The organism is Pseudomonas sp. BF-R-24 (assembly GCF_019947335.1).
Classification (GTDB): Bacteria; Pseudomonadota; Gammaproteobacteria; order Pseudomonadales; family Pseudomonadaceae; genus Aquipseudomonas; species Aquipseudomonas jessenii.
In genome coordinates this window covers 25,764-44,636 of the sequence record NZ_JAGYGG010000036.1, presented here as the reverse complement: position 1 = coordinate 44,636, position 18,873 = coordinate 25,764, and the positions used below count along the sequence as shown (strand labels likewise).

General features: G+C 59.7%; 15 protein-coding genes. 8 read left to right on the top strand and 7 right to left on the bottom strand.

The window, feature by feature from the left end:
• Positions 1–109: 109 nt before the first annotated feature.
• The gene (locus KGA98_RS23020) at positions 110–928 is read right to left on the bottom strand and encodes a pyruvate, water dikinase regulatory protein (protein WP_008048584.1); all 819 of its coding nucleotides are present in this window, start codon (positions 926–928) and stop codon (positions 110–112) included.
• A 174-nt stretch (positions 929–1,102) separates the two neighbouring features.
• On the opposite strand from KGA98_RS23020, the gene ppsA reads away from it, so the two are divergent.
• From ppsA to KGA98_RS22980, 8 genes are all read left to right on the top strand, one after another.
• Positions 1,103–3,478: a phosphoenolpyruvate synthase gene (gene ppsA / locus KGA98_RS23015; RefSeq protein WP_090454035.1), complete on the top strand. Its 2,376-nt coding sequence runs from the start codon at positions 1,103–1,105 to the stop codon at positions 3,476–3,478.
• A gap of 197 nt (positions 3,479–3,675) precedes the next feature.
• Entirely contained in the window at positions 3,676–4,671 is a 996-nt protein-coding gene (locus KGA98_RS23010) for an alpha/beta fold hydrolase (RefSeq protein WP_154946559.1), read from the top strand.
• Between the two features lie 114 nt (positions 4,672–4,785).
• Complete coding sequence (gene rraA, locus KGA98_RS23005) at positions 4,786–5,277, top strand: ribonuclease E activity regulator RraA (RefSeq protein ID WP_008027412.1); 492 nt, start codon at positions 4,786–4,788, stop codon at positions 5,275–5,277.
• Between the two features lie 26 nt (positions 5,278–5,303).
• Positions 5,304–6,299 (top strand): zinc transporter ZntB, encoded by a 996-nt coding sequence (locus tag KGA98_RS23000; protein ID WP_057715704.1) that lies wholly within the window; start codon positions 5,304–5,306, stop codon positions 6,297–6,299.
• Positions 6,300–6,361: 62 nt separating this feature from the next.
• Positions 6,362–6,610 (top strand): hypothetical protein, encoded by a 249-nt coding sequence (locus KGA98_RS22995; protein ID WP_008017601.1) that lies wholly within the window; start codon positions 6,362–6,364, stop codon positions 6,608–6,610.
• A gap of 2 nt (positions 6,611–6,612) precedes the next feature.
• Entirely contained in the window at positions 6,613–7,437 is an 825-nt protein-coding gene (locus tag KGA98_RS22990; protein ID WP_008048604.1) for a mechanosensitive ion channel family protein, read from the top strand.
• Positions 7,438–7,527: 90 nt separating this feature from the next.
• The gene (gene sigX, locus KGA98_RS22985) at positions 7,528–8,118 is read left to right on the top strand and encodes an RNA polymerase sigma factor SigX (protein ID WP_015096065.1); all 591 of its coding nucleotides are present in this window, start codon (positions 7,528–7,530) and stop codon (positions 8,116–8,118) included.
• Between the two features lie 107 nt (positions 8,119–8,225).
• Positions 8,226–9,257 (top strand): OmpA family protein, encoded by a 1,032-nt coding sequence (locus KGA98_RS22980; protein WP_057715703.1) that lies wholly within the window; start codon positions 8,226–8,228, stop codon positions 9,255–9,257.
• Between the two features lie 73 nt (positions 9,258–9,330).
• On the opposite strand, the gene cobA is transcribed toward KGA98_RS22980, so the two are convergent.
• From cobA to KGA98_RS22950, 6 genes are all read right to left on the bottom strand, one after another.
• The gene (gene cobA / locus KGA98_RS22975; protein ID WP_154860687.1) at positions 9,331–10,095 is read right to left on the bottom strand and encodes a uroporphyrinogen-III C-methyltransferase; all 765 of its coding nucleotides are present in this window, start codon (positions 10,093–10,095) and stop codon (positions 9,331–9,333) included.
• A 10-nt stretch (positions 10,096–10,105) separates the two neighbouring features.
• A complete protein-coding gene (locus KGA98_RS22970) occupies positions 10,106–12,823 on the bottom strand; it encodes a nitrate reductase (RefSeq protein ID WP_223503999.1) in 2,718 nt (905 codons plus the stop codon).
• Entirely contained in the window at positions 12,823–13,140 is a 318-nt protein-coding gene (nirD, locus tag KGA98_RS22965) for a nitrite reductase small subunit NirD (RefSeq protein ID WP_046042889.1), read from the bottom strand. The genes KGA98_RS22970 and nirD overlap by 1 nt, the downstream gene beginning before the upstream one ends.
• Positions 13,137–15,590: a nitrite reductase large subunit NirB gene (gene nirB / locus KGA98_RS22960; protein WP_223503997.1), complete on the bottom strand. Its 2,454-nt coding sequence runs from the start codon at positions 15,588–15,590 to the stop codon at positions 13,137–13,139. Before nirB ends, nirD begins: the two co-directional genes overlap by 4 nt.
• A 289-nt stretch (positions 15,591–15,879) precedes the next feature.
• Positions 15,880–17,547: a bifunctional protein-serine/threonine kinase/phosphatase gene (locus KGA98_RS22955; RefSeq protein WP_057715699.1), complete on the bottom strand. Its 1,668-nt coding sequence runs from the start codon at positions 17,545–17,547 to the stop codon at positions 15,880–15,882.
• 7 nt (positions 17,548–17,554) lie between these two features.
• Positions 17,555–18,766 carry a nitrate/nitrite transporter gene (locus KGA98_RS22950; RefSeq protein WP_223503995.1) on the bottom strand — a complete coding sequence of 404 codons (1,212 nt, stop codon included), beginning with the start codon at positions 18,764–18,766 and terminating at the stop codon, positions 17,555–17,557.
• Between the last annotated feature and the right edge of the window lie 107 nt (positions 18,767–18,873).

The window sequence follows — 18,873 nt, the reverse complement described above, 5'->3', positions numbered from 1 at the left end:
CATTCGCGAGCAAGCCCGCTCCCACATTTGATCGAGTTTACCCAGGAGGAATGCGATCAAATGTGGGAGCGGGCTTGCTCGCGAAGGCGGCAAATCAGGCGCTACAAATCTATTTGAAACGCCGCTCCACACCTTTCTCCACGAGAATCTTCGCGGAGATTTCTTCTACGGAAAAGTGCGTGGAGTTGATGTTCGGAATGTTCTCGCGGCGGAACAGGTTTTCCACCTCGCGAACTTCGAACTCGCACTGGGCGTAGCTCGAATAGCGGCTGTTGGGCTTGCGCTCGTTGCGGATCGCGGTAAGGCGGTCCGGGTCGATGGTCAGGCCGAACAGCTTGTGCTGGTGGGCGCGCAGGGCGGACGGCAGTTGCAGGCGCTCCATGTCGTCTTCGGTCAGCGGGTAGTTGGCTGCGCGGATACCGAACTGCATTGCCATGTACAGGCACGTCGGCGTCTTACCACATCGCGACACGCCCACTAGTATCAGGTCGGCCTTGTCGTAATAGTGCGTGCGGGCGCCGTCGTCGTTGTCGAGGGCGAAGTTAACGGCCTCGATACGCTCCATGTAATTGGTGTTGGCGCCGATGGAGTGGGACTTGCCCACGGTATAGGAAGAATGCTCGGTCAGTTCCTGTTCAAGCGGTGCCAGGAACGTCGAGAAAATGTCGATCATGAAACCATTCGAGGTTGCGAGAATCTCACGAATGTCCTGATTGACGATGGTGTCGAAGATAATCGGACGGAAGCCGTCGGTTTCGGCGGCTTTGTTGATTTGTTGTACCATGGCCCGCGCTTTGTCCACGTTGTCGATGTACGGCCGCGTGACTTTGCTGAAGGTAATGTTTTCGAACTGCGCCAGAAGGCTTTGACCCAGGGTTTCGGCGGTAATGCCGGTACCATCGGAGATAAAGAAAGCAGATCGTTTCATTTGCACCTTGGGCCTTAAGCTAGTGACGAATCTTGGATATGATAGGCGCGATTTGCCGGCCGCCATTGGCCCGCATTCTCACTTATTTTCCAGGTCCAGGCCATATAACCGGCAAATGCTCACTTAAGCAGCCGGTTTCTGAGCTTTTCCAACACAGTTAGTGGAGAGATCACCTTGGTAGAGTACGTAGTTTCCCTCGATAAGCTCGGCAAACACGATGTTGAGCATGTGGGGGGCAAGAACGCATCCCTGGGCGAGATGATCAGCAACCTTGCAGGTGCCGGTGTATCGGTGCCCGGCGGCTTCGCCACGACCGCTCAGGCTTATCGTGATTTCCTGGAACTGAGCGGCCTGAATCAGCAGATTCATGATGCGCTCGATGCCCTGGACGTCGATGACGTGAATGCGCTGGCCAAGACCGGTGCCCAGATCCGCCAATGGATCATGGAAGCCGAGTTCCCTGAAAAACTGAATGCCGAAATTCGTACCGCGTTCGCCACGCTGTCCGCCGGCAACCCTGACGTGGCCGTGGCCGTGCGTTCTTCCGCCACCGCCGAAGACTTGCCCGACGCATCCTTTGCCGGCCAGCAGGAAACCTTCCTGAACATCCGTGGTGTCGAAAACGTCATTCGCGCCGCCAAAGAGGTGTTCGCCTCGCTGTTCAACGACCGTGCCATTTCCTATCGCGTGCACCAGGGCTTCGACCACAAGCTGGTTGCCCTGTCTGCTGGCGTGCAGCGCATGGTCCGTTCCGAAACCGGCACCGCCGGCGTGATGTTCACCCTCGATACAGAGTCGGGCTTCCGTGACGTGGTGTTCATCACCGGCGCCTACGGCCTGGGTGAAACCGTCGTACAAGGCGCGGTGAACCCGGATGAGTTCTACGTTCACAAAGGCACGCTGGCCGCGGGTCGCCCGGCGATCCTGCGCCGCAACCTGGGCAGCAAAGCCATCAAGATGATCTACGGCGACGAGGCCAAGGCCGGTCGTTCGGTCAAGACCGTCGACGTGGACAAGGCTGAGCGCGCACGTTTCTGCCTGACCGACGCCGAAGTCAGCGAACTGGCCAAGCAGGCGATGATCATCGAGAAGCACTACCAGTGCCCGATGGACATCGAGTGGGCCAAGGACGGTGACGACGGCAAGCTGTACATCGTGCAGGCCCGTCCGGAAACCGTGAAGAGCCGCACCCAGGCCAACGTCATGGAACGTTACCTGTTGAAAGAAACCGGCACCGTGCTGGTGGAAGGCCGTGCCATCGGCCAGCGCATCGGCGCCGGCAAGGTCCGCATCATCAAGGACGTGTCCGAGATGGACAAGGTCCAGCCAGGCGACGTACTGGTTTCCGACATGACCGACCCGGACTGGGAGCCCGTCATGAAGCGCGCGAGCGCGATCGTCACCAACCGTGGCGGCCGTACTTGCCACGCGGCGATCATCGCCCGTGAGCTGGGTATTCCAGCGGTAGTAGGTTGCGGCAACGCCACCCAGCTGTTGAAAGATGGCCAGGGCGTGACCGTTTCCTGCGCTGAAGGCGACACCGGCTTCATCTTCGAAGGCGAACTGGGCTTCGACATCAAGAAGAACTCCGTGGACGCCATGCCTGAGCTGCCGTTCAAGATCATGATGAACGTCGGTAACCCGGACCGCGCCTTCGACTTCGCACAGCTGCCGAACGCCGGTGTGGGCCTGGCCCGCCTGGAGTTCATCATCAACCGCATGATCGGCGTGCACCCCAAGGCACTGCTGAACTACGACGGCCTGCCGCTGGACATCAAGGAAAGCGTCGACAAGCGCATCGCCGGTTACAACGATCCGGTCGGCTTCTACGTCGAGAAACTGGTCGAAGGCATCAGCACCCTGGCGGCTGCGTTCTGGCCGAAAAAGGTCATCGTGCGTCTGTCGGACTTCAAGTCCAACGAATACGCCAACCTGATCGGCGGCAAGCTGTACGAGCCGGAAGAAGAGAACCCGATGTTGGGCTTCCGCGGTGCCTCGCGTTACATCAGCGAATCGTTCCGCGACTGCTTCGAACTCGAATGCCGTGCCCTCAAGCGCGTGCGCAACGAGATGGGCCTGACCAACGTCGAAATCATGGTGCCGTTCGTCCGTACCTTGGGCGAAGCGAGCCAGGTGGTGGATCTGCTGGCGGAAAATGGTCTGGCTCGTGGCCAGAACGGCCTGCGCGTGATCATGATGTGCGAACTGCCGTCCAACGCCATCCTGGCTGAAGAGTTCCTCGAGTTCTTCGACGGTTTCTCCATCGGCTCCAACGACCTGACCCAGCTGACCCTGGGCCTGGACCGTGACTCCGGTATCATCGCCCACCTGTTCGACGAGCGTAATCCGGCGGTCAAGAAGCTGCTGGCCAATGCGATTGCCGCGTGCAACAAGGCCGGCAAATACATCGGTATCTGCGGTCAGGGTCCTTCGGACCACCCGGACCTGGCCAAGTGGCTGATGGAGCAGGGCATTGAAAGCGTTTCGTTGAACCCTGACTCTGTACTGGAAACCTGGTTCTTCCTGGCGGAAGGTCAAGCTTCGGCCTGATCCGGTGTAAACGGGCCGCCCCTTTCTGTGGGAGCGAGCTTGCTCGCGATGGACGTCAACGATAACGCGTTTATCCTGGATAAACGTGGTGTCCCGAGTTCTTCGCGAGCAGGGCTCGCTCCTACAGGGAGCGGTCTTTATGAGATTCAAGCAGGGCGGGCTCCATCTGGATGCCGCCCTTTTTTGTGCAAGAGATTATGCAAAGCAGCAGCAACCTATTTCCTGTCGCCCTGATCAGTGCCGAACGGCGCGGTGATCTGAGCGAAGATGTGTATCGTTTGAAACCCGGTAACAGTCCCGACTTCACCGTCGAATTGGCTGTGACACGCCTTGGCATGGCCGATGAGTCGTCCTCCCGTGGCGTGCCGGTGATCCTGCTGCACGGCAGCTTTTCCAATCGCCGGTTCTGGTTTTCTCCCAAAGGCCTGGGGTTGGGCGCTTACCTGGCCCGTCTGGGGTTCGATGTCTGGATTCCGGAAATGCGCGGTCACGGCCTGTCCCAGCGTAACCACGACTACCGCAAGAACCGTGTTGCCGACTACGCACGCTATGACCTGCCGGCCATTGGCGCGTTCGTGCGCGAACAGAGCGGGCAGGTGCCACACTGGATCGGTCACTCACTGGGCGGTATTACACTGGCCGCAGCGCTGGGTGGCGAGTACATCGGTGAGCCCGTCGTGGCCTCGGCGGCGTTTTTCGGTACACAAGTCAGTCGCACCTACTGGCCATTGAAGATTCCGCCGGTAGAGTGGAGCGGTCGCTTCATTCTCAAGCGTTTTGCCCAGTTGTCCGGCTCAAGGCTCAAGCGCGGTCCGGAGGACGAGCCCATCGGCCTGGCCCTGGAAGGCATGCGCTGGTACGGTCTGTTCGGGCGCTTTGGCGATGCCGATAAAAACTGGTGGGCGGGTTTGGCCGAGGTCAGGTTGCCGGTGCTTGCCGTGAGCGCTGCGGGTGATCATCAGGATCCTGCGTGGGCGTGTCGCAAGCTGTTCGAGCAGTTCGGTTCCGAGCACAAGCAATTCATCAACCTGGGGCGCGAGCAGGGCTTCGGCGACAATTTCGGTCACGTGGAAATGCTCGTCAGCAAGGCAGCCCAGGCTGAAGTCTGGCCTTTGGTGACGCGCTGGTTGGCCGATCAGCAGACACCTTTGCCGGGAGCGCAACAGGATTTGGTCGCGGCAGTCCGAGCCTGACGCTCTGACAAGGGCATTTCGCTCCGGTCGGCTTGCGGCTAAGATATGACGCATTGAGCTGTTCTGGTCACTTTCCGACATCCTCGATTGTCTTCCTCTTACAGGAGTTTCTCGATGAACCATTACATCACGCCTGACCTGTGCGACGCCTATCCGGAGCTGGTGCAGGTGCTGGAACCGATGTTCAGCAATTTCGGCGGCCGTGATTCCTTCGGCGGCGAAATCGTGACCATCAAATGCTTTGAAGACAACTCGCGGGTCAAGGAGCAGGTCGAGCTCAAGGGGAATGGCAAAGTGCTGGTGGTAGACGGTGGCGGTTCCCTGCGGCATGCGTTGCTCGGTGACATGCTGGCCGAGAAAGCCGCGAAAAACGGTTGGGAAGGGCTGGTGATCTACGGTTGCATCCGCGACGTCGATATCATCGCGCAGACCGATCTGGGCGTTCAGGCCCTCGCCAGCCACCCGAGGAAATCCGACAGGCGCGGGCTCGGCGATCTCAACGTTGTGGTGACGTTTGCCGGCGTGACGTTCCGTCCAGGAGAATACATTTATGCGGACAACAACGGCGTGATCATCTCGCCCAGCCCGCTGAAAATGCCTGAATAAAGCGCCGGTTGACCAAAGGAGTGCGGATGTTCGAGGAAGAAAACGCGCAATGGGGGCTGGTGCATGCCCTGGTGCTGGACGGTAAAGGCGGTGCGCGTTCGATTGCCCGGACTGAACTCGATGACTTGCAGCTGCAGGCCCATGAAAGCCTGTGGCTGCACTGGGATCGCAGTCATCCGCAAACCCGGACCTGGTTGCGCAAATCCAGCGGTCTGAGCGAATTCAGCTGTGACCTGTTACTCGAAGAAAACACCCGTCCGCGACTTTTACAGCTTTCGGACAGCGAACTGCTGCTATTTTTGCGCGGGGTCAATCTGAACCCTGGCGCCGAACCGGAAGACATGGTGTCGGTGCGGATTTTCGGCTCTGCCCAGCGTGTCATTTCCCTGCGTTTGCGTCCGTTGCGTGCCACTGACGAGTTGCTGGTGCAACTGTCCGAGGGCAAGGGGCCGAAAACTGCCTCCGAACTCATTCTTTGCATGGCGCAGTACCTCACCAACAAGGTACAGGATCTGGTCAGCTGTCTCTCGGAAGTGGTCGATGAGGAAGAAGAAAAGCTGGATGCCGACGAACGGTATACTCCTGAGCACGGGGCGGTTTTGCAGATTCGTCGCCGGGCGGCTGCGTTGAAGCGCTTTCTGGCTCCGCAGCGGGACATTTTCGGGCAGTTGACGCGAATCAAGTTGCCCTGGTTCGTCGAGGATGACGGTGATTACTGGAACGAATTGAACAACAGCCTGACCCGCTACCTCGAAGAGCTGGAATTGACTCGGGAGCGGGTGGGGCTGGTCCTGGAGGCTGAAGACCGTCGCTTGAGCGTGCGCATGAACCGCACGATGTATCGCTTCGGGATCATCACCGGGATCTTTTTGCCGATGAGTTTTCTGGCCGGGCTTTTGGGGATCAACGTCGGTGGAATTCCATTCTCTGCCAGCCCTTACGGCTTTCTGATCGCTTGCCTGATGATGGTCTCGGTGGCGCTCGGGCAGTGGTGGTTGTTCCGACGTTTGCGCTGGGTCTGAGGGAAACCATGTGACCCGACCAAAACTGACCGCGTCTCCCACAGACATCACGAGAGGTGCGTATGCACGATCCGTTTGAACAGTCTTTACGCGACATGCTCAACGCCTCACCGTCCACCCGGGACGACGATGCGTGCCTGGGGCGTGTGCTGAAAACCGCCAACCGCCAGGTCGGCGCCGGTGATCTGTTCAGTCTGCTGGGGCGCTGGTTGCCCGCACTGATGATCGCCCTGAATAACGGATCGGCCCATGTCGCGCCGGTATCCCGTCTTCGTAAACCTACTGCTCGCACTGCTGATAAGGCTGATTGAATATGGAACTTGATCTCTGGACTCAGAGCCTCGTCACTGCAATGACTGCGTTGTGGACCAAGGTTGCGAACTTCATTCCGAACCTGTTCGGCGCACTGGTTGTGCTGCTGTTGGGTTTTGTCGTGGCCAAACTGCTGGACACCTTGCTCTCGAAGTTGCTCGCCAAACTGGGCCTTGATCGCTTGATGGGTGGCACCGGCCTGACCAAATTGCTGTCCCGTGCAGGGTTGCAAGTTCCTATTTCGACGCTGATCGGCAAAATCGTCTATTGGTTCGTTCTGCTGATTTTTCTGGTTTCTGCCGCAGAATCCCTTGGCCTTGAGCGAGTTTCAGCTACGCTGGACATGCTTGCGTTGTATTTGCCGAAGGTGTTCGGCGCGGCGCTGGTGTTGCTGGTCGGTGTCTTGCTGGCGCAACTGGCCAACGGGCTGGTGCGCGGAGCGGCAGAAGGCGTGGGGCTGGACTATGCTTCAGGGCTTGGACGGATTGCCCAGGGCCTGGTGATCATCATCAGTATTTCGGTTGCGATCAGCCAGTTGGAGGTCAAGACCGACCTGCTGAACCATGTGATCGTGATTGTGTTGATAACCGTTGGTCTGGCAGTAGCGCTGGCCATGGGGTTGGGAAGCCGGGAAATTGCCGGCCAGATTCTTGCGGGAATCTACGTGCGTGAGCTGTACCAGGTTGGGCAACAAGTGCGTGTTGGCGAGGTCGAAGGCCAGATCGAAGAGATCGGCACGGTTAAAACCACATTGCTGACCGATGAGGGTGAGCTAGTCTCTCTTTCCAATCGGATCCTCCTTGAGCAGCATGTGAGTAGCCGCTAACCCGGCAAACCCTGCTAATGTATGCCGCCGCAAAATGCCTGCTCACGCTGGCTGCGGCGGACATTGACCTGACTGTCGGCCCGACTTGTTTTGAATAAAGCCCAATCGTTATCCATGCGCTACGACCCCCGCGAGCTCTCTGATGAGGAGTTGGTCGCGCGCTCGCATACCGAGCTGTTTCACGTAACACGCGCCTATGAAGAACTGATGCGGCGTTACCAGCGAACATTATTTAACGTGTGCGCACGATATCTAGGGAACGATCGTGACGCAGACGATGTCTGTCAGGAGGTCATGTTGAAGGTGCTGTATGGCCTGAAGAACTTCGAAGGTAAATCGAAGTTCAAGACATGGCTATATAGCATCACGTACAACGAGTGCATCACACAGTATCGGAAGGAACGGCGAAAGCGTCGCTTGATGGACGCATTGAGTCTTGACCCCCTCGAGGAAGCGTCCGAAGAAAAGACGCCGAAACCTGAGGAAAAAGGCGGACTTGATCGCTGGTTGGTGTATGTGAACCCGATTGATCGTGAAATTCTGGTGCTACGATTTGTCGCAGAACTGGAGTTTCAGGAAATCGCAGACATCATGCATATGGGTTTGAGCGCAACAAAAATGCGGTACAAACGCGCTCTAGATAAATTGCGTGAGAAATTTGCAGGCATTGCTGAAACTTAGTTCAGCGCAAATATCTCTTACGTGTAGGCAAGTTCTGTTAGACTTGCCGCCGAGTTGTCCCCCGGTTTGCGGGACTGCTTCACAATCACCAGATGGGGATTTAACGGATGAAACTGAAAAACACCTTGGGCTTGGCCATTGGTTCTCTTATTGCCGCCACTTCCATCGGCGCTCTGGCACAGGGCCAAGGCGCAGTTGAAATCGAAGGCTACGCAAAGAAGCAATATTTCGATAGCGACCGTAACTTCAAGAACGACGGCATCCTGCCGGGTGGTTCGATCGGTTACTTCCTGACAGACGACGTTGAACTGCGTCTGGCCTACGACGAAGTGCACAATGCCCGTGCAAACGATGGCAAGAACGTTAAGGGCGCGAACACCGCTCTGGACGCTCTGTACCACTTCAACAACCCAGGCGACATGCTGCGTCCTTACGTCTCGGGCGGTTTCTCCGACCAGAGCATCGACCAGAACGGCTCGAACGGTCGTAACCGTTCCACCTTCGCCAACGTTGGCGGCGGTGCCAAGCTGTACTTCACCGACAACTTCTACGCCCGTGCTGGTGTTGAAGCTCAGTACAACATCGACCAGGGCAACACCGAGTGGGCTCCTAGCGTCGGTATCGGTGTGAACTTCGGTGGCGGCAGCAAGCCAGCTGCTGCTCCAGTTCCAGCTCCGGAAGTTTGCTCTGACAGCGACAACGATGGCGTTTGCGACAACGTTGACAAGTGCCCAGACACCCCAGCCAACGTAACTGTTGACGCTGACGGCTGCCCGGCAGTTGCTGAAGTTGTTCGTGTTGAGCTGGACGTGAAGTTCGACTTCGACAAGTCGGTAGTCAAGCCAAACAGCTACGGCGACATCAAGAACCTGGCTGACTTCATGAAGCAGTACCCATCCACCAGCACTACTGTTGAAGGTCACACTGACTCCGTCGGTCCTGACGCTTACAACCAGAAACTGTCCGAGCGTCGTGCAAACGCCGTTAAACAAGTTCTGACCAACCAGTACGGTGTTGAATCGTCCCGCGTTCAGTCTGTTGGCTACGGCGAATCCCGCCCAGTTGCTGACAACAAAACTGACGCTGGTCGTGCAGTTAACCGTCGCGTAGAAGCGCAGGTTGAAGCTCAAGCTAAGTAATTAGCTCGCAGCTCTGAAAAGCCCGGCTCAGGCCGGGCTTTTCTTTGTCTGCGATTTAGTGGAACAGGTGAAACTACGCTGACTGATCTGCCGCCATCACAGGCAATTCACGCTCCCACAGCGATTGAGTTGCACAGGCTGCCACTGCACCGATCACCAGTATGGCAGGGCTTTTCAGCTGGAATCTGTAGGCAGCTTCATCCATGTTTGTGAGAGTGCTCCGACATTCCCGTTGATGGGGCAAAGAGGCATTTTCAATCATGGCCACGGGCGTATCCGTCGCCATGCCGCCGGCCAATAGCTGCTCACGGATTTCACCCAGCTTGGCCACTCCCATGTAAACCACCAACGTCGTTCCGCCTTGGGCCAGTGCCTGCCAGTTCAATTGGCTGTCGTCCTGGGTGTGTGCGGTGACCAGCGTGACACCACGGGCTACACCGCGCAAAGTCAGCGGAATATCGCATTGCGTTGCCCCCGCCAGCCCGGCAGTGATGCCGTTGACCAACTCGGCTTCGACCCCACGCTCACGCAGCCACTGCGCCTCTTCACCACCTCGGCCGAAAATGCATGGATCGCCGCCCTTGAGCCGCGCTACGCATTTACCCTGCCGGGCATAACGAAGCATCAGGCGATGGATGAACGCTTGCGGGGTAGAGCGGCAGCCGCCACGCTTGCCCACCGGAATGATCCGCGCCCCAGGGCAATGCTCGAGTACCGCGACATTGACCAGGTCATCGATCAGCACCACATCTGCCTCGCGCAAGGCACGTACCGCCTTCAACGTGAGCAACTCCGGATCACCCGGGCCCGCACCTACCAGCCAGACTTTTGCACTCATAGTGTTTTCCTCACGAGAAGACGGTGACTGGCTGCGCCGTGGCAGCCAGCAGGCGTTTGATTTCCGGAACGCAGGAGCCGCATTGCGTGCCGCAACCCAGTTCTTGCTTGAGCCCCTGCAAGTCCAGGCCACGGCTGATGCCGGCGCAGATCGCGTTCTGGCCGACGTTCTTGCAATTGCACAGGATCTTGTTCGAGTTGAAGGGCGTGTCGAGATTGCCCGGTGGTGCGCTCAGCGGCGCAAGCAGCCAGCGCCGCAGTTGCTGGTCCGCGCGACCTTCGAGCCACAGCCCCTGTAACCAGTGCTGGGCAAGGGTTTCACCGGCCAGTCGAATGGCAGTGATCCGGCCATTTTCGATCCGCACGCGCTTGCCTATGGCCCGTCGAGGGTCGTCGTAAGCCAGTACCGGGCCGTCATCGAGCGCCAGGTTTTTATCGATTTCGCTTAGCAACTCTGCTGAAGGTGCTGAAGTATTGGCAGCCCGTATAAGCAGGGCAGGGCGCTCACGGCCAACCAGACTGAGACTGACGTAGGAAAACGCCTCACAGAGCGGTCGTAGCGTTTCAAAATGCCGTTGAACATCGCCCTCGATCAGTGCGAATAGTTTCCAGGGCAAATCCACCGGATCCAGGCGAACACCGCTGTGTTTAAGTTCGGGCTGTTTCGACAAAGGATCGAATGCGGGCAGGGTGAGGCTGTTCACCCCGCCCTTGAGAAAACGGTCGCCCCAATGCATCGGCAAAAAGGCCTGGCCCGGGCGCACGCTGTCATCGCTGGCAACCGCGACGACGATTGCGCCGCGCCTGCTTTTCAGGCTGACCAGATCCCCCGGCTGCAGGCGATGGCGGCGCAGTTCGTCCGGGTGCAGGCTCAACTCCGCTTCGCTGACATAGCCAAACAGCTGCGCAGCGGTGCCGGTGCGGCTCATGCCGTGCCATTGATCGCGCAGGCGACCGGTGATCAGGGTCAGCGGAAAGCGTGCATCGCGTTGCTCTTTGGCGGCACGGTATGGATCGGCCACGAACTGTGCGCGCCCATTGGCAGTGGCAAATACCCCGTCGACGTACAGCCGGGCCGTGCCTTCAACGGCACCCGCAGGGAAGGGCCACTGCTGCGGGCCGAGACGATCGATCAGTGCATGGCTGATACCGGACAGATCCAGGTCGCGACCTTGAGTCAGTTGTTTGTATTCGTCAAAGACTTGAGCTGGATTATCAAATTCAAACAGGCTGGCTTGGCCGGGACGCAGGTGTTTTTCCAGGCGTTGTGCGAAATCTACGGTGATTGCCCAGTCCGGCCGCGCCTCACCCGGTGCGACGATTGCCTGGCGTACGTGGGAAATGCGCCGCTCGGAGTTGGTCACGCAACCTTCCTTTTCCCCCCAACTGGCGGCGGGCAGCAGAAGGTCGGCGAACTTTGCGGTTTCAGTGGTGCTGAAGGCTTCCTGCAACACCACGAACGGGCAGGCTTGCAGAGCTGCGCGCACGGCCGTCTGGTCCGGCATGGATTGCGCGGGGTTGGTGCAGGCGATCCACAACGCCTTGATCTTGCCGTTGCGCACTTGCTCGAACAATTCGATCGCAGTGAGCCCGGGGCTTTCCGGCAGTTGCTCGACGCCCCAGTAGGACGCCACTTGCGCACGGTGTTGTGCATTGGCGGCGTCACGGTGACCGGGCAGCAAGTTGGACAAACTGCCGGTTTCCCGTCCGCCCATGGCATTTGGCTGACCGGTGAGGGAGAAAGGTCCGGCGCCGGGACGACCGATCTGCCCGGTGGCCAGGTGCAGATTGATCAATGCACTGTTTTTCGCGCTGCCGGCGGTGGACTGGTTAAGCCCCATGCACCACAGCGACAGAAAGCTCGGTGATGTGCCGATCCACTCGGCACATTGCTGCAATTGCCCGAGGCTGATACCGCAGAGCTGCGAAACCATTTGCGGCGTGTAGTCACGCACCAGGTTTTTCAGCTCGGCCAGGCCTTCTGTGTGGTCCCTGATGAAGTCACGATCTATCCAGTCTTCCCACAGCAGCAGATGCAAAATCCCATGGAACAAGGCGACATCGGTGCCCGGCAAGATCGCCAGGTGCAGGTCAGCCAGATCGCAAGTATCTGTGCGACGTGGGTCTATGACGATGACCTTCATCTGCGGCCGGCGGGATTTGGCGGCTTCCAGGCGGCGAAACAGCACCGGGTGGGCGTAGGCCATGTTGCTGCCGACGATCATCACGCAATCGCTCAGCTCCAGGTCTTCGTAGCTGCAGGGCGGGGCGTCGGCACCCAGGCTGCGCTTGTAGCCGACCACCGCCGAGGACATGCACAGACGCGAATTGCTGTCGATGTTATTGGTGCCTACCAGGGCACGCGCCAGCTTGTTGAAGGCGTAGTAGTCCTCGGTCAACAGTTGCCCGGAAATGTAGAACGCCACGCTGTCCGGGCCATGTTCGGCAATGGTTGCGGCAAACACGCTGGTAGCGTGATCGAGGGCGGTATCCCAATCGGTGCGGTGGCGGGCCAGGCTTTTACCGAGGCGCAGTTCGGGGTACAACGCCCGCGCCGTCAAGTCGCCGGTCAGGTGCAGGGTCGAACCCTTGCTGCACAGTTTGCCGAAATTGGCCGGGTGCGCCGGGTCGCCGCTGACGCCGAGGATGCGCTCGCCGTCGTGCTCGATCAGCACCCCGCAGCCGACCCCGCAGTAACAGCAGGTGGACGCAGTGATCTGGCGGTTCATCAGCCTGCATCCCGCAGGGCCAGCATCACCCGGCCATTTTCCACCCGGGCGAGATGGTGATGGGCACAGCCGATGTCCGGGGCCAGGGCTTCGCCGCTTTCCAGGTCGATTTGCCAGTTGTGCAGCGGACAGGCCACACGCTTGCCGTAGACCAGACCTTGGGACAACGGGCCGCCCTTGTGCGGGCAGCGGTCGTCGAGGGCGAACACTTCGTCGTCGCTGGTACGGAAAATCGCGATGTCTCCCTTTGGCCCGGCGATGATCCGCGAGCCCAGGGCATTGATCTCTTCCAGTGCACAGATATCCAGCCAGTTCATGCCAGCACCTCCAGGTTTTTCACGGGGATGACGTCGAATTCTTTTTTCAGCTGGGGCTGTTCCAGACGTTCCTTCCACGGGTCCTGTTCGAACGACAGGGAGAATTGCAGGCGATCGTTGAGCGCCTTGCGACGCTCCGGATCTTCCAGCACGGCTTTCTTGAGGTGTTCCATGCCGACCCGTTGCAGGTAATGCACGGTGCGCTCGAGGTAGAAGGCTTCTTCGCGATAGAGCTGCAGGAATGCACCGTTGTATTCGCGCACTTCTTCGGCGGTTTTCAGTTTGACGAAAAATTCCGCGACTTCGGTCTTGATCCCGCCGTTGCCACCGATGTACATCTCCCAGCCGGAGTCCACACCGATAATTCCCACATCCTTGATACCGGCTTCCGAGCAGTTGCGCGGGCAACCGGAGACAGCCAGCTTCACCTTGTGCGGCGACCACATGTTGAACAGGTCATGTTCCAGTTCAATGCCCAACTGTGTGGAGTTCTGGGTGCCAAAGCGGCAGAACTCGCTGCCGACGCAGGTTTTCACTGTGCGGATGGATTTGCCATAGGCGTGGCCGGACGGCATGTCCAGGTCTTTCCACACCCCCGGCAGGTCTTGCTTGCGAATACCCAGCAAGTCGATGCGCTGGCCACCGGTGACCTTGACCATCGGCACGTTGTACTTGTCGGCGACGTCGGCAATGCGCCGCAGCTCTGAAGGATTGGTCACACCGCCCCACATCCGCGGGACGACAGAGTAGGTGCCGTCTTTCTGAATATTGGCATGGGCGCGTTCATTGATCAGGCGCGATTGCGGATCATCCCTGGCTTCCCCCGGCCAGGTGGAGATCAGGTAGTAGTTGAGCGCCGGGCGGCAGGTGGCGCAGCCGTTGGGTGTGCGCCAGTTCAGGTAGCTCATGGTGCCGGCGATGGTCAGCAGGTGCTGCTCGCGGATGGCCTGGCGGATTTGCCCGTGATTGAGGTCGCTGCAGCCGCAGATGGCCTTTTCGCTTTTCGGTTTGACGTCCGCCGCGCCGCCCACGGTGTTGATCAGGATCTGTTCGACGAGGCCGGCGCAGGAACCGCAGGAGCTGGCAGCCTTGGTGTGTTTCTTGACGTCGTCGACACTGAACAGCCCGTGTTCCTGAATGGCCTTGACGATGGTGCCTTTGCACACGCCGTTGCAGCCGCAGACTTCGGCGTTGTCGGCCATGCTCATGGCTTTGTCCTGGCCTTGATGTCCTACGTCGCCAAGCGCATTTTCACCGAACATCAAGTGATCGCGGATCTCACTGATGGCATGGTTTTCACGGATCTGCCGGAAATACCAGCCGCCATCCGCCGTATCGCCGTACAGGCAGGCGCCGACCAGCACGTCATCCTTGATCACCAGTTTCTTGTAGACGCCGCCAATCGGGTCCGAGAGGGTAATGGTCTCGGTGCCTTCACCGCCCATGAAGTCGCCGGCGGAAAACAGGTCGATACCGGTAACCTTCAATTTGGTCGAGGTCACCGAACCCTTGTAGGTGGCAAAACCCAGTTGGGCCAGGTGGTTGGCGCAGACTTTGGCCTGTTCGAACAGCGGCGCCACCAAGCCATACGCGATACCGCGGTGGCTGGCACACTCGCCGATGGCATAGATCCGTGGGTCGTAGGTTTGCATTGTGTCGTTGACCAGAATCCCGCGGCTGCACGGAATGCCGGATTTCTCCGCCAGTTCGGTATTGGGGCGAATGCCGGCGGCCATCACTACCAGGTCAGCGGGAATGATGTCGCCGTTCTTGAATTGCACCGAACCGACCCGGCCGTTGCCAGCGTCGTGCAAGGCCTGGGTCTGCTCGCACAGGCGAAAGTGCAGGCCGCGAGATTCCAGCGCGGTTTGCAGCAACTGGCCGCTGGTCTTGTCCAGTTGCCGTTCCAGCAACCACTCGCCGATATGCACCACGGTGACGTGCATGCCCCGCAGCATCAGGCCGTTGGCGGCCTCCAGGCCGAGCAGGCCGCCGCCGATCACCACGGCGTGCCGGTGGGTTTTCGCGGTGTCGATCATGGCCTGGGTGTCGGCGATGTCGCGGTAGCCGATCACGCCGTCAAGGGTATTGCCGGGAATGGGCAGGATGAAAGGCGTCGAGCCGGTGGCGATCAGCAGGCGATCGTATTCGGCTTCGCTGCCGTCTTCGGCAATGACCCGGCGCTTGACCCGGTCGATCTCCACCACCTTACGGTTGAGCAGCAGCTTGATGTTGTTTTCCAGGTACCAGTCCAGGTCGTTGAGCACGATTTCTTCGAAGGTCTGTTCGCCCGCCAGCACCGGCGACAGCAGGATGCGGTTGTAGTTGGTGTGCGGTTCGGCACCGAAGACCGTGATGTCGTACAGCTCCGTGCTCAGTTTGAGCAGCTCTTCCAGGGTCCGGACCCCGGCCATGCCGTTGCCGATCATCACCAGTTTTAGTTTTTTCATCAGGTTCTCCGGGGAGCTCAGGTCTGCCTCATCAGGGTCAGGCCATGCTCGACAAATTTTGCGCAAACAAAAAAAGGCGTCCCGCTAGTTGCCTAGCGAGGACGCCTTTGTCCTAGTCCCGTTCTCTCGGGAAGTGCAACCTTCGTCGTTGAAGCCTGCGCTGTATGTCTGTTGAAAGAGGTAATGCAGTGGTTATGCCAAGTCGCTCATATCCCGTGTTTGTTGGCATTTTCCCCGTTCACAAGGGCAGAACCGTGAGGGAGTGCACCGATTCAAGGCGCATTGCCCGCTAATGGAGCGCAACCATCAGCAGCACCAGATTGAGCAGCAACGATACCAGCGCCAATGTTCGCCAGACTTTCAGCGGCTCGCGCTCCAGCAAGGGCCTGGGGCGCACGCTCAAGCTGTGGCGCTCGCCCTGTTCGATCAGCAGCAGCCATTCTTCCGCTGTTTCGAAACGCTGGTCGGGGGCCGCCGCCACGGCGCGCTCCAGGCTATGGGCGATCCAGTCCGGCAGGTCGGGCCGGTAGCGGCTGGCGTTGACCGGGAGGCCAAACCTCGGGCGCTGGAAGGCTTCGATTTCGCCATAGGGGTAATGCCCGGTGAGCAGGAAATACAGGGTCACTCCGACGGCGTACAAGTCCTGCTGTGGCGTCGGTACTTCGCCGCGAAAGGCTTCGGGTGCGATGTAACTGGGTGTACCCGGCAGCGCCCAGGGCAGATCTTGCGAAAGCCCGGGGCAGTAGGCGAGGCCGAAATCCAGCAGGCGCAACTCACCATCGTCCCCCAGCAGCAGGTTTTCCGGTTTGATATCGCGATGCAGGATCTGCCGTCGATGTAACAGGCCGACCGCTCGCAGCAAGCGTTCGGCGATGTCTTGCCACTGGGGCAGCGGCAGCGGCCCGCCTTGCTCATGTCGTTGGGCCAGGGTAGCGCCCGAATATTCACGCATCACGTAGTACAAATGCTGACGCTGACTGGCGGAGTGGACTTCAGGAAAATGTCGACCGGCCACGCGTTTGAGAAACCATTCTTCCGACAGTAACGCTTGCCCGGCCTGGTGATCGTCGTGCAGGCGACCGGGCAGGGTTTTCAACAGCCAGGGTTGTTGCTGGCTGTCGCGAACGCGATAAAGCAGTGATTGCTGGCTCTGTGCGACGATCCCCTCGACCTGCCAGCCCTCGAACGCCTGACCCGGTTTCAGGGCAGGCGGCAGTGGCCATTGCTGTAAGTGCATCAACGCATCGCCAATGCTCGCTTCACCCAGGGCATCGACCCGCACCAGCATGGCGCTGGCGTTGTCCTGGCTGCCCGCCAGGTGCGCAGCATTGACCAGGGTGTTCGCAGCGCTGTGCAAGTCCGGTTGATCGCGCAGGATCGCGGCAATGGCGGTATCGCCTAGGACGGCCCAGACGCCGTCGCTGAGCAGGACGAAGCATTCATCGGGGCGCAACTCACCGTCGAGAAAATCCAGCACCAGGTGTTGATCGAGCCCCAGCGCCCGTTTCAGCACATGCTGCATGCCCGGCTGGTCCCAGACGTGATCCTCGCTGATTCGCTGCAATTGGTCGGCGTGCCAGCGATACACCCGACAATCGCCGACATGAGCCAGGGTAAAACGCCGGCCGCGCAGGACCAGCGCACTGAGGGTGGTCAGCAGCGGTTGTCCGCCGCCATTGGCCTGCAACCAGCGGTTCTGCGCCAGCAGCAGACGATCGAGTGCCTGTGCGGCGCTCCAGGTTTCCGGCGTGGCGTAGTAATCCAGCGCCAGGGCCTGCAGCGTCGAACGGGCAGCCAGACCGCCATCGACGCATTGGCTGACACCGTCGGCAATCGCGAACAGGTAACCCTTGCTCGCGGCCAGCGCCGGAGCCGGCGTGACCAGGCGCAGGGCATCCTGGTTTTCCTCGCGAGGACCGATTGCGCTGGCTTCGGCGAAACTCAGTTGCAGGCTCATCGGGGCGTCAGACTCGCGCTGCCGTCACGGCGGCCGAACCCCAGGTGGTTCTCCAGCGACGTTTTACGCCGTGCAGACCGAACCAGGCCAGAACGCCGAGGCTGGCGAACAACCACAGTGCCAGTTGATAGCTGCCGGTGCTTTGCTTGATCGCGCCCATGCCGGCCGCGAGAGCAAAGCCACCGATACCGCCGGCCATGCCGATCAGGCCGGTCATCACGCCGATTTCCCGGCGAAAACGCTGGGGCACCAATTGGAATACCGCGCCATTGCCTGCGCCCAGACCGAGCATGGTGCAGACGAAAAGTGCCAGTGCGGCGTAGGAACTCGGCAGATTGAAGCCGACCACGGCAATGCAGATCGCCGCGACGGTGTACATCGCCAGCAGAGTCCGAATGCCGCCGAACCGGTCAGCCAGCGCGCCACCCAAGGGGCGCATCAGGCTGCCGCCGAACACGCAGGCAGCGGTGTAGTAGCCAGCAGTCACCGGGCTCAAGCCGTACTGGTCGTTGAAATAACCGGGCAGGGCACTGGCCAGACCGATGAAGCCGCCGAATGTCACGCTGTAGAAAAACATGAACCACCAGCTGTCACGATCGCCCAAGGCCTTGAAGTAGTCGGCCATGGATTTGGCTTTTGGCCGCTCGGGGGCATTGCGGGCCAGCCAGGCGAAGATGATCAGGGTCAGAATCAGCGGAATCAGGGCGAAACCGAACACGTTGCTCCAGCCAACCGCCGCCGCCAGCACCGGGGCGATCAATGCGGCGAGCACCGTGCCCGAGTTCCCCGCGCCGGCGATGCCCATGGCCTTGCCTTGATGCTGCGGCGGATACCACTGCGAGGCCAGGGGCAGGGCGACGGCGAACGAAGCGCCGGCCATGCCGAGGAACAGGCCCAGCAGCAACGCCTGCTCGTAGCTGTGGATCCCGAGTTTCCAGGCGCCGAACAGCGCGCAGATCACGATGACCTGACCGATCAGGCCGGCGGTTTTGGGCGACAGGCGATCAGCCAGCATCCCCATCACGAAGCGCAACACCGCCCCGGCCAGAATCGGCGTGGCGACCACCAGCCCCCGTTGCTGCGTCGTCAGGTGCAGGTCGGCGGCGATCTGTACCGCCAAAGGACCGAGCAGGTACCAGACCATGAAGCTCAGGTCGAAATAGAGGAAGGCTGCGAACAATGTGGGTGTATGGCCGGATTTCCAGAAGCTTGAATTCATTGCGCACCTCAGCTGTGAAGAGTCTCGAAAGGAGTCATGAGCTTGCAGGTGGGGCGCCGATACGGCCGCACCACCGGCCCCGTGCTGTGGGGCCAAAACGAAAAAAC

Excerpts from the sequence above, each read along its gene's own strand:
- KGA98_RS23020 (WP_008048584.1), bottom strand. The coding sequence starts at position 928 with ATGAAACGATCTGCTTTCTTTATCTCCGATGGTACCGGCATTACCGCC.
- KGA98_RS23010 (WP_154946559.1), top strand. The coding sequence starts at position 3,676 with ATGCAAAGCAGCAGCAACCTATTTCCTGTCGCCCTGATCAGTGCCGAA.
- rraA (WP_008027412.1), top strand. The coding sequence starts at position 4,786 with ATGAACCATTACATCACGCCTGACCTGTGCGACGCCTATCCGGAGCTG.
- KGA98_RS23000 (WP_057715704.1), top strand. The coding sequence starts at position 5,304 with ATGTTCGAGGAAGAAAACGCGCAATGGGGGCTGGTGCATGCCCTGGTG.
- KGA98_RS22995 (WP_008017601.1), top strand. The coding sequence starts at position 6,362 with ATGCACGATCCGTTTGAACAGTCTTTACGCGACATGCTCAACGCCTCA.
- KGA98_RS22990 (WP_008048604.1), top strand. The coding sequence starts at position 6,613 with ATGGAACTTGATCTCTGGACTCAGAGCCTCGTCACTGCAATGACTGCG.
- KGA98_RS22980 (WP_057715703.1), top strand. The coding sequence starts at position 8,226 with ATGAAACTGAAAAACACCTTGGGCTTGGCCATTGGTTCTCTTATTGCC.
- cobA (WP_154860687.1), bottom strand. The coding sequence starts at position 10,095 with ATGAGTGCAAAAGTCTGGCTGGTAGGTGCGGGCCCGGGTGATCCGGAG.
- KGA98_RS22970 (WP_223503999.1), bottom strand. The coding sequence starts at position 12,823 with ATGAACCGCCAGATCACTGCGTCCACCTGCTGTTACTGCGGGGTCGGC.
- nirD (WP_046042889.1), bottom strand. The coding sequence starts at position 13,140 with ATGAACTGGCTGGATATCTGTGCACTGGAAGAGATCAATGCCCTGGGC.
- nirB (WP_223503997.1), bottom strand. The coding sequence starts at position 15,590 with ATGAAAAAACTAAAACTGGTGATGATCGGCAACGGCATGGCCGGGGTC.
- KGA98_RS22955 (WP_057715699.1), bottom strand. The coding sequence starts at position 17,547 with ATGAGCCTGCAACTGAGTTTCGCCGAAGCCAGCGCAATCGGTCCTCGC.
- KGA98_RS22950 (WP_223503995.1), bottom strand. The coding sequence starts at position 18,766 with ATGAATTCAAGCTTCTGGAAATCCGGCCATACACCCACATTGTTCGCA.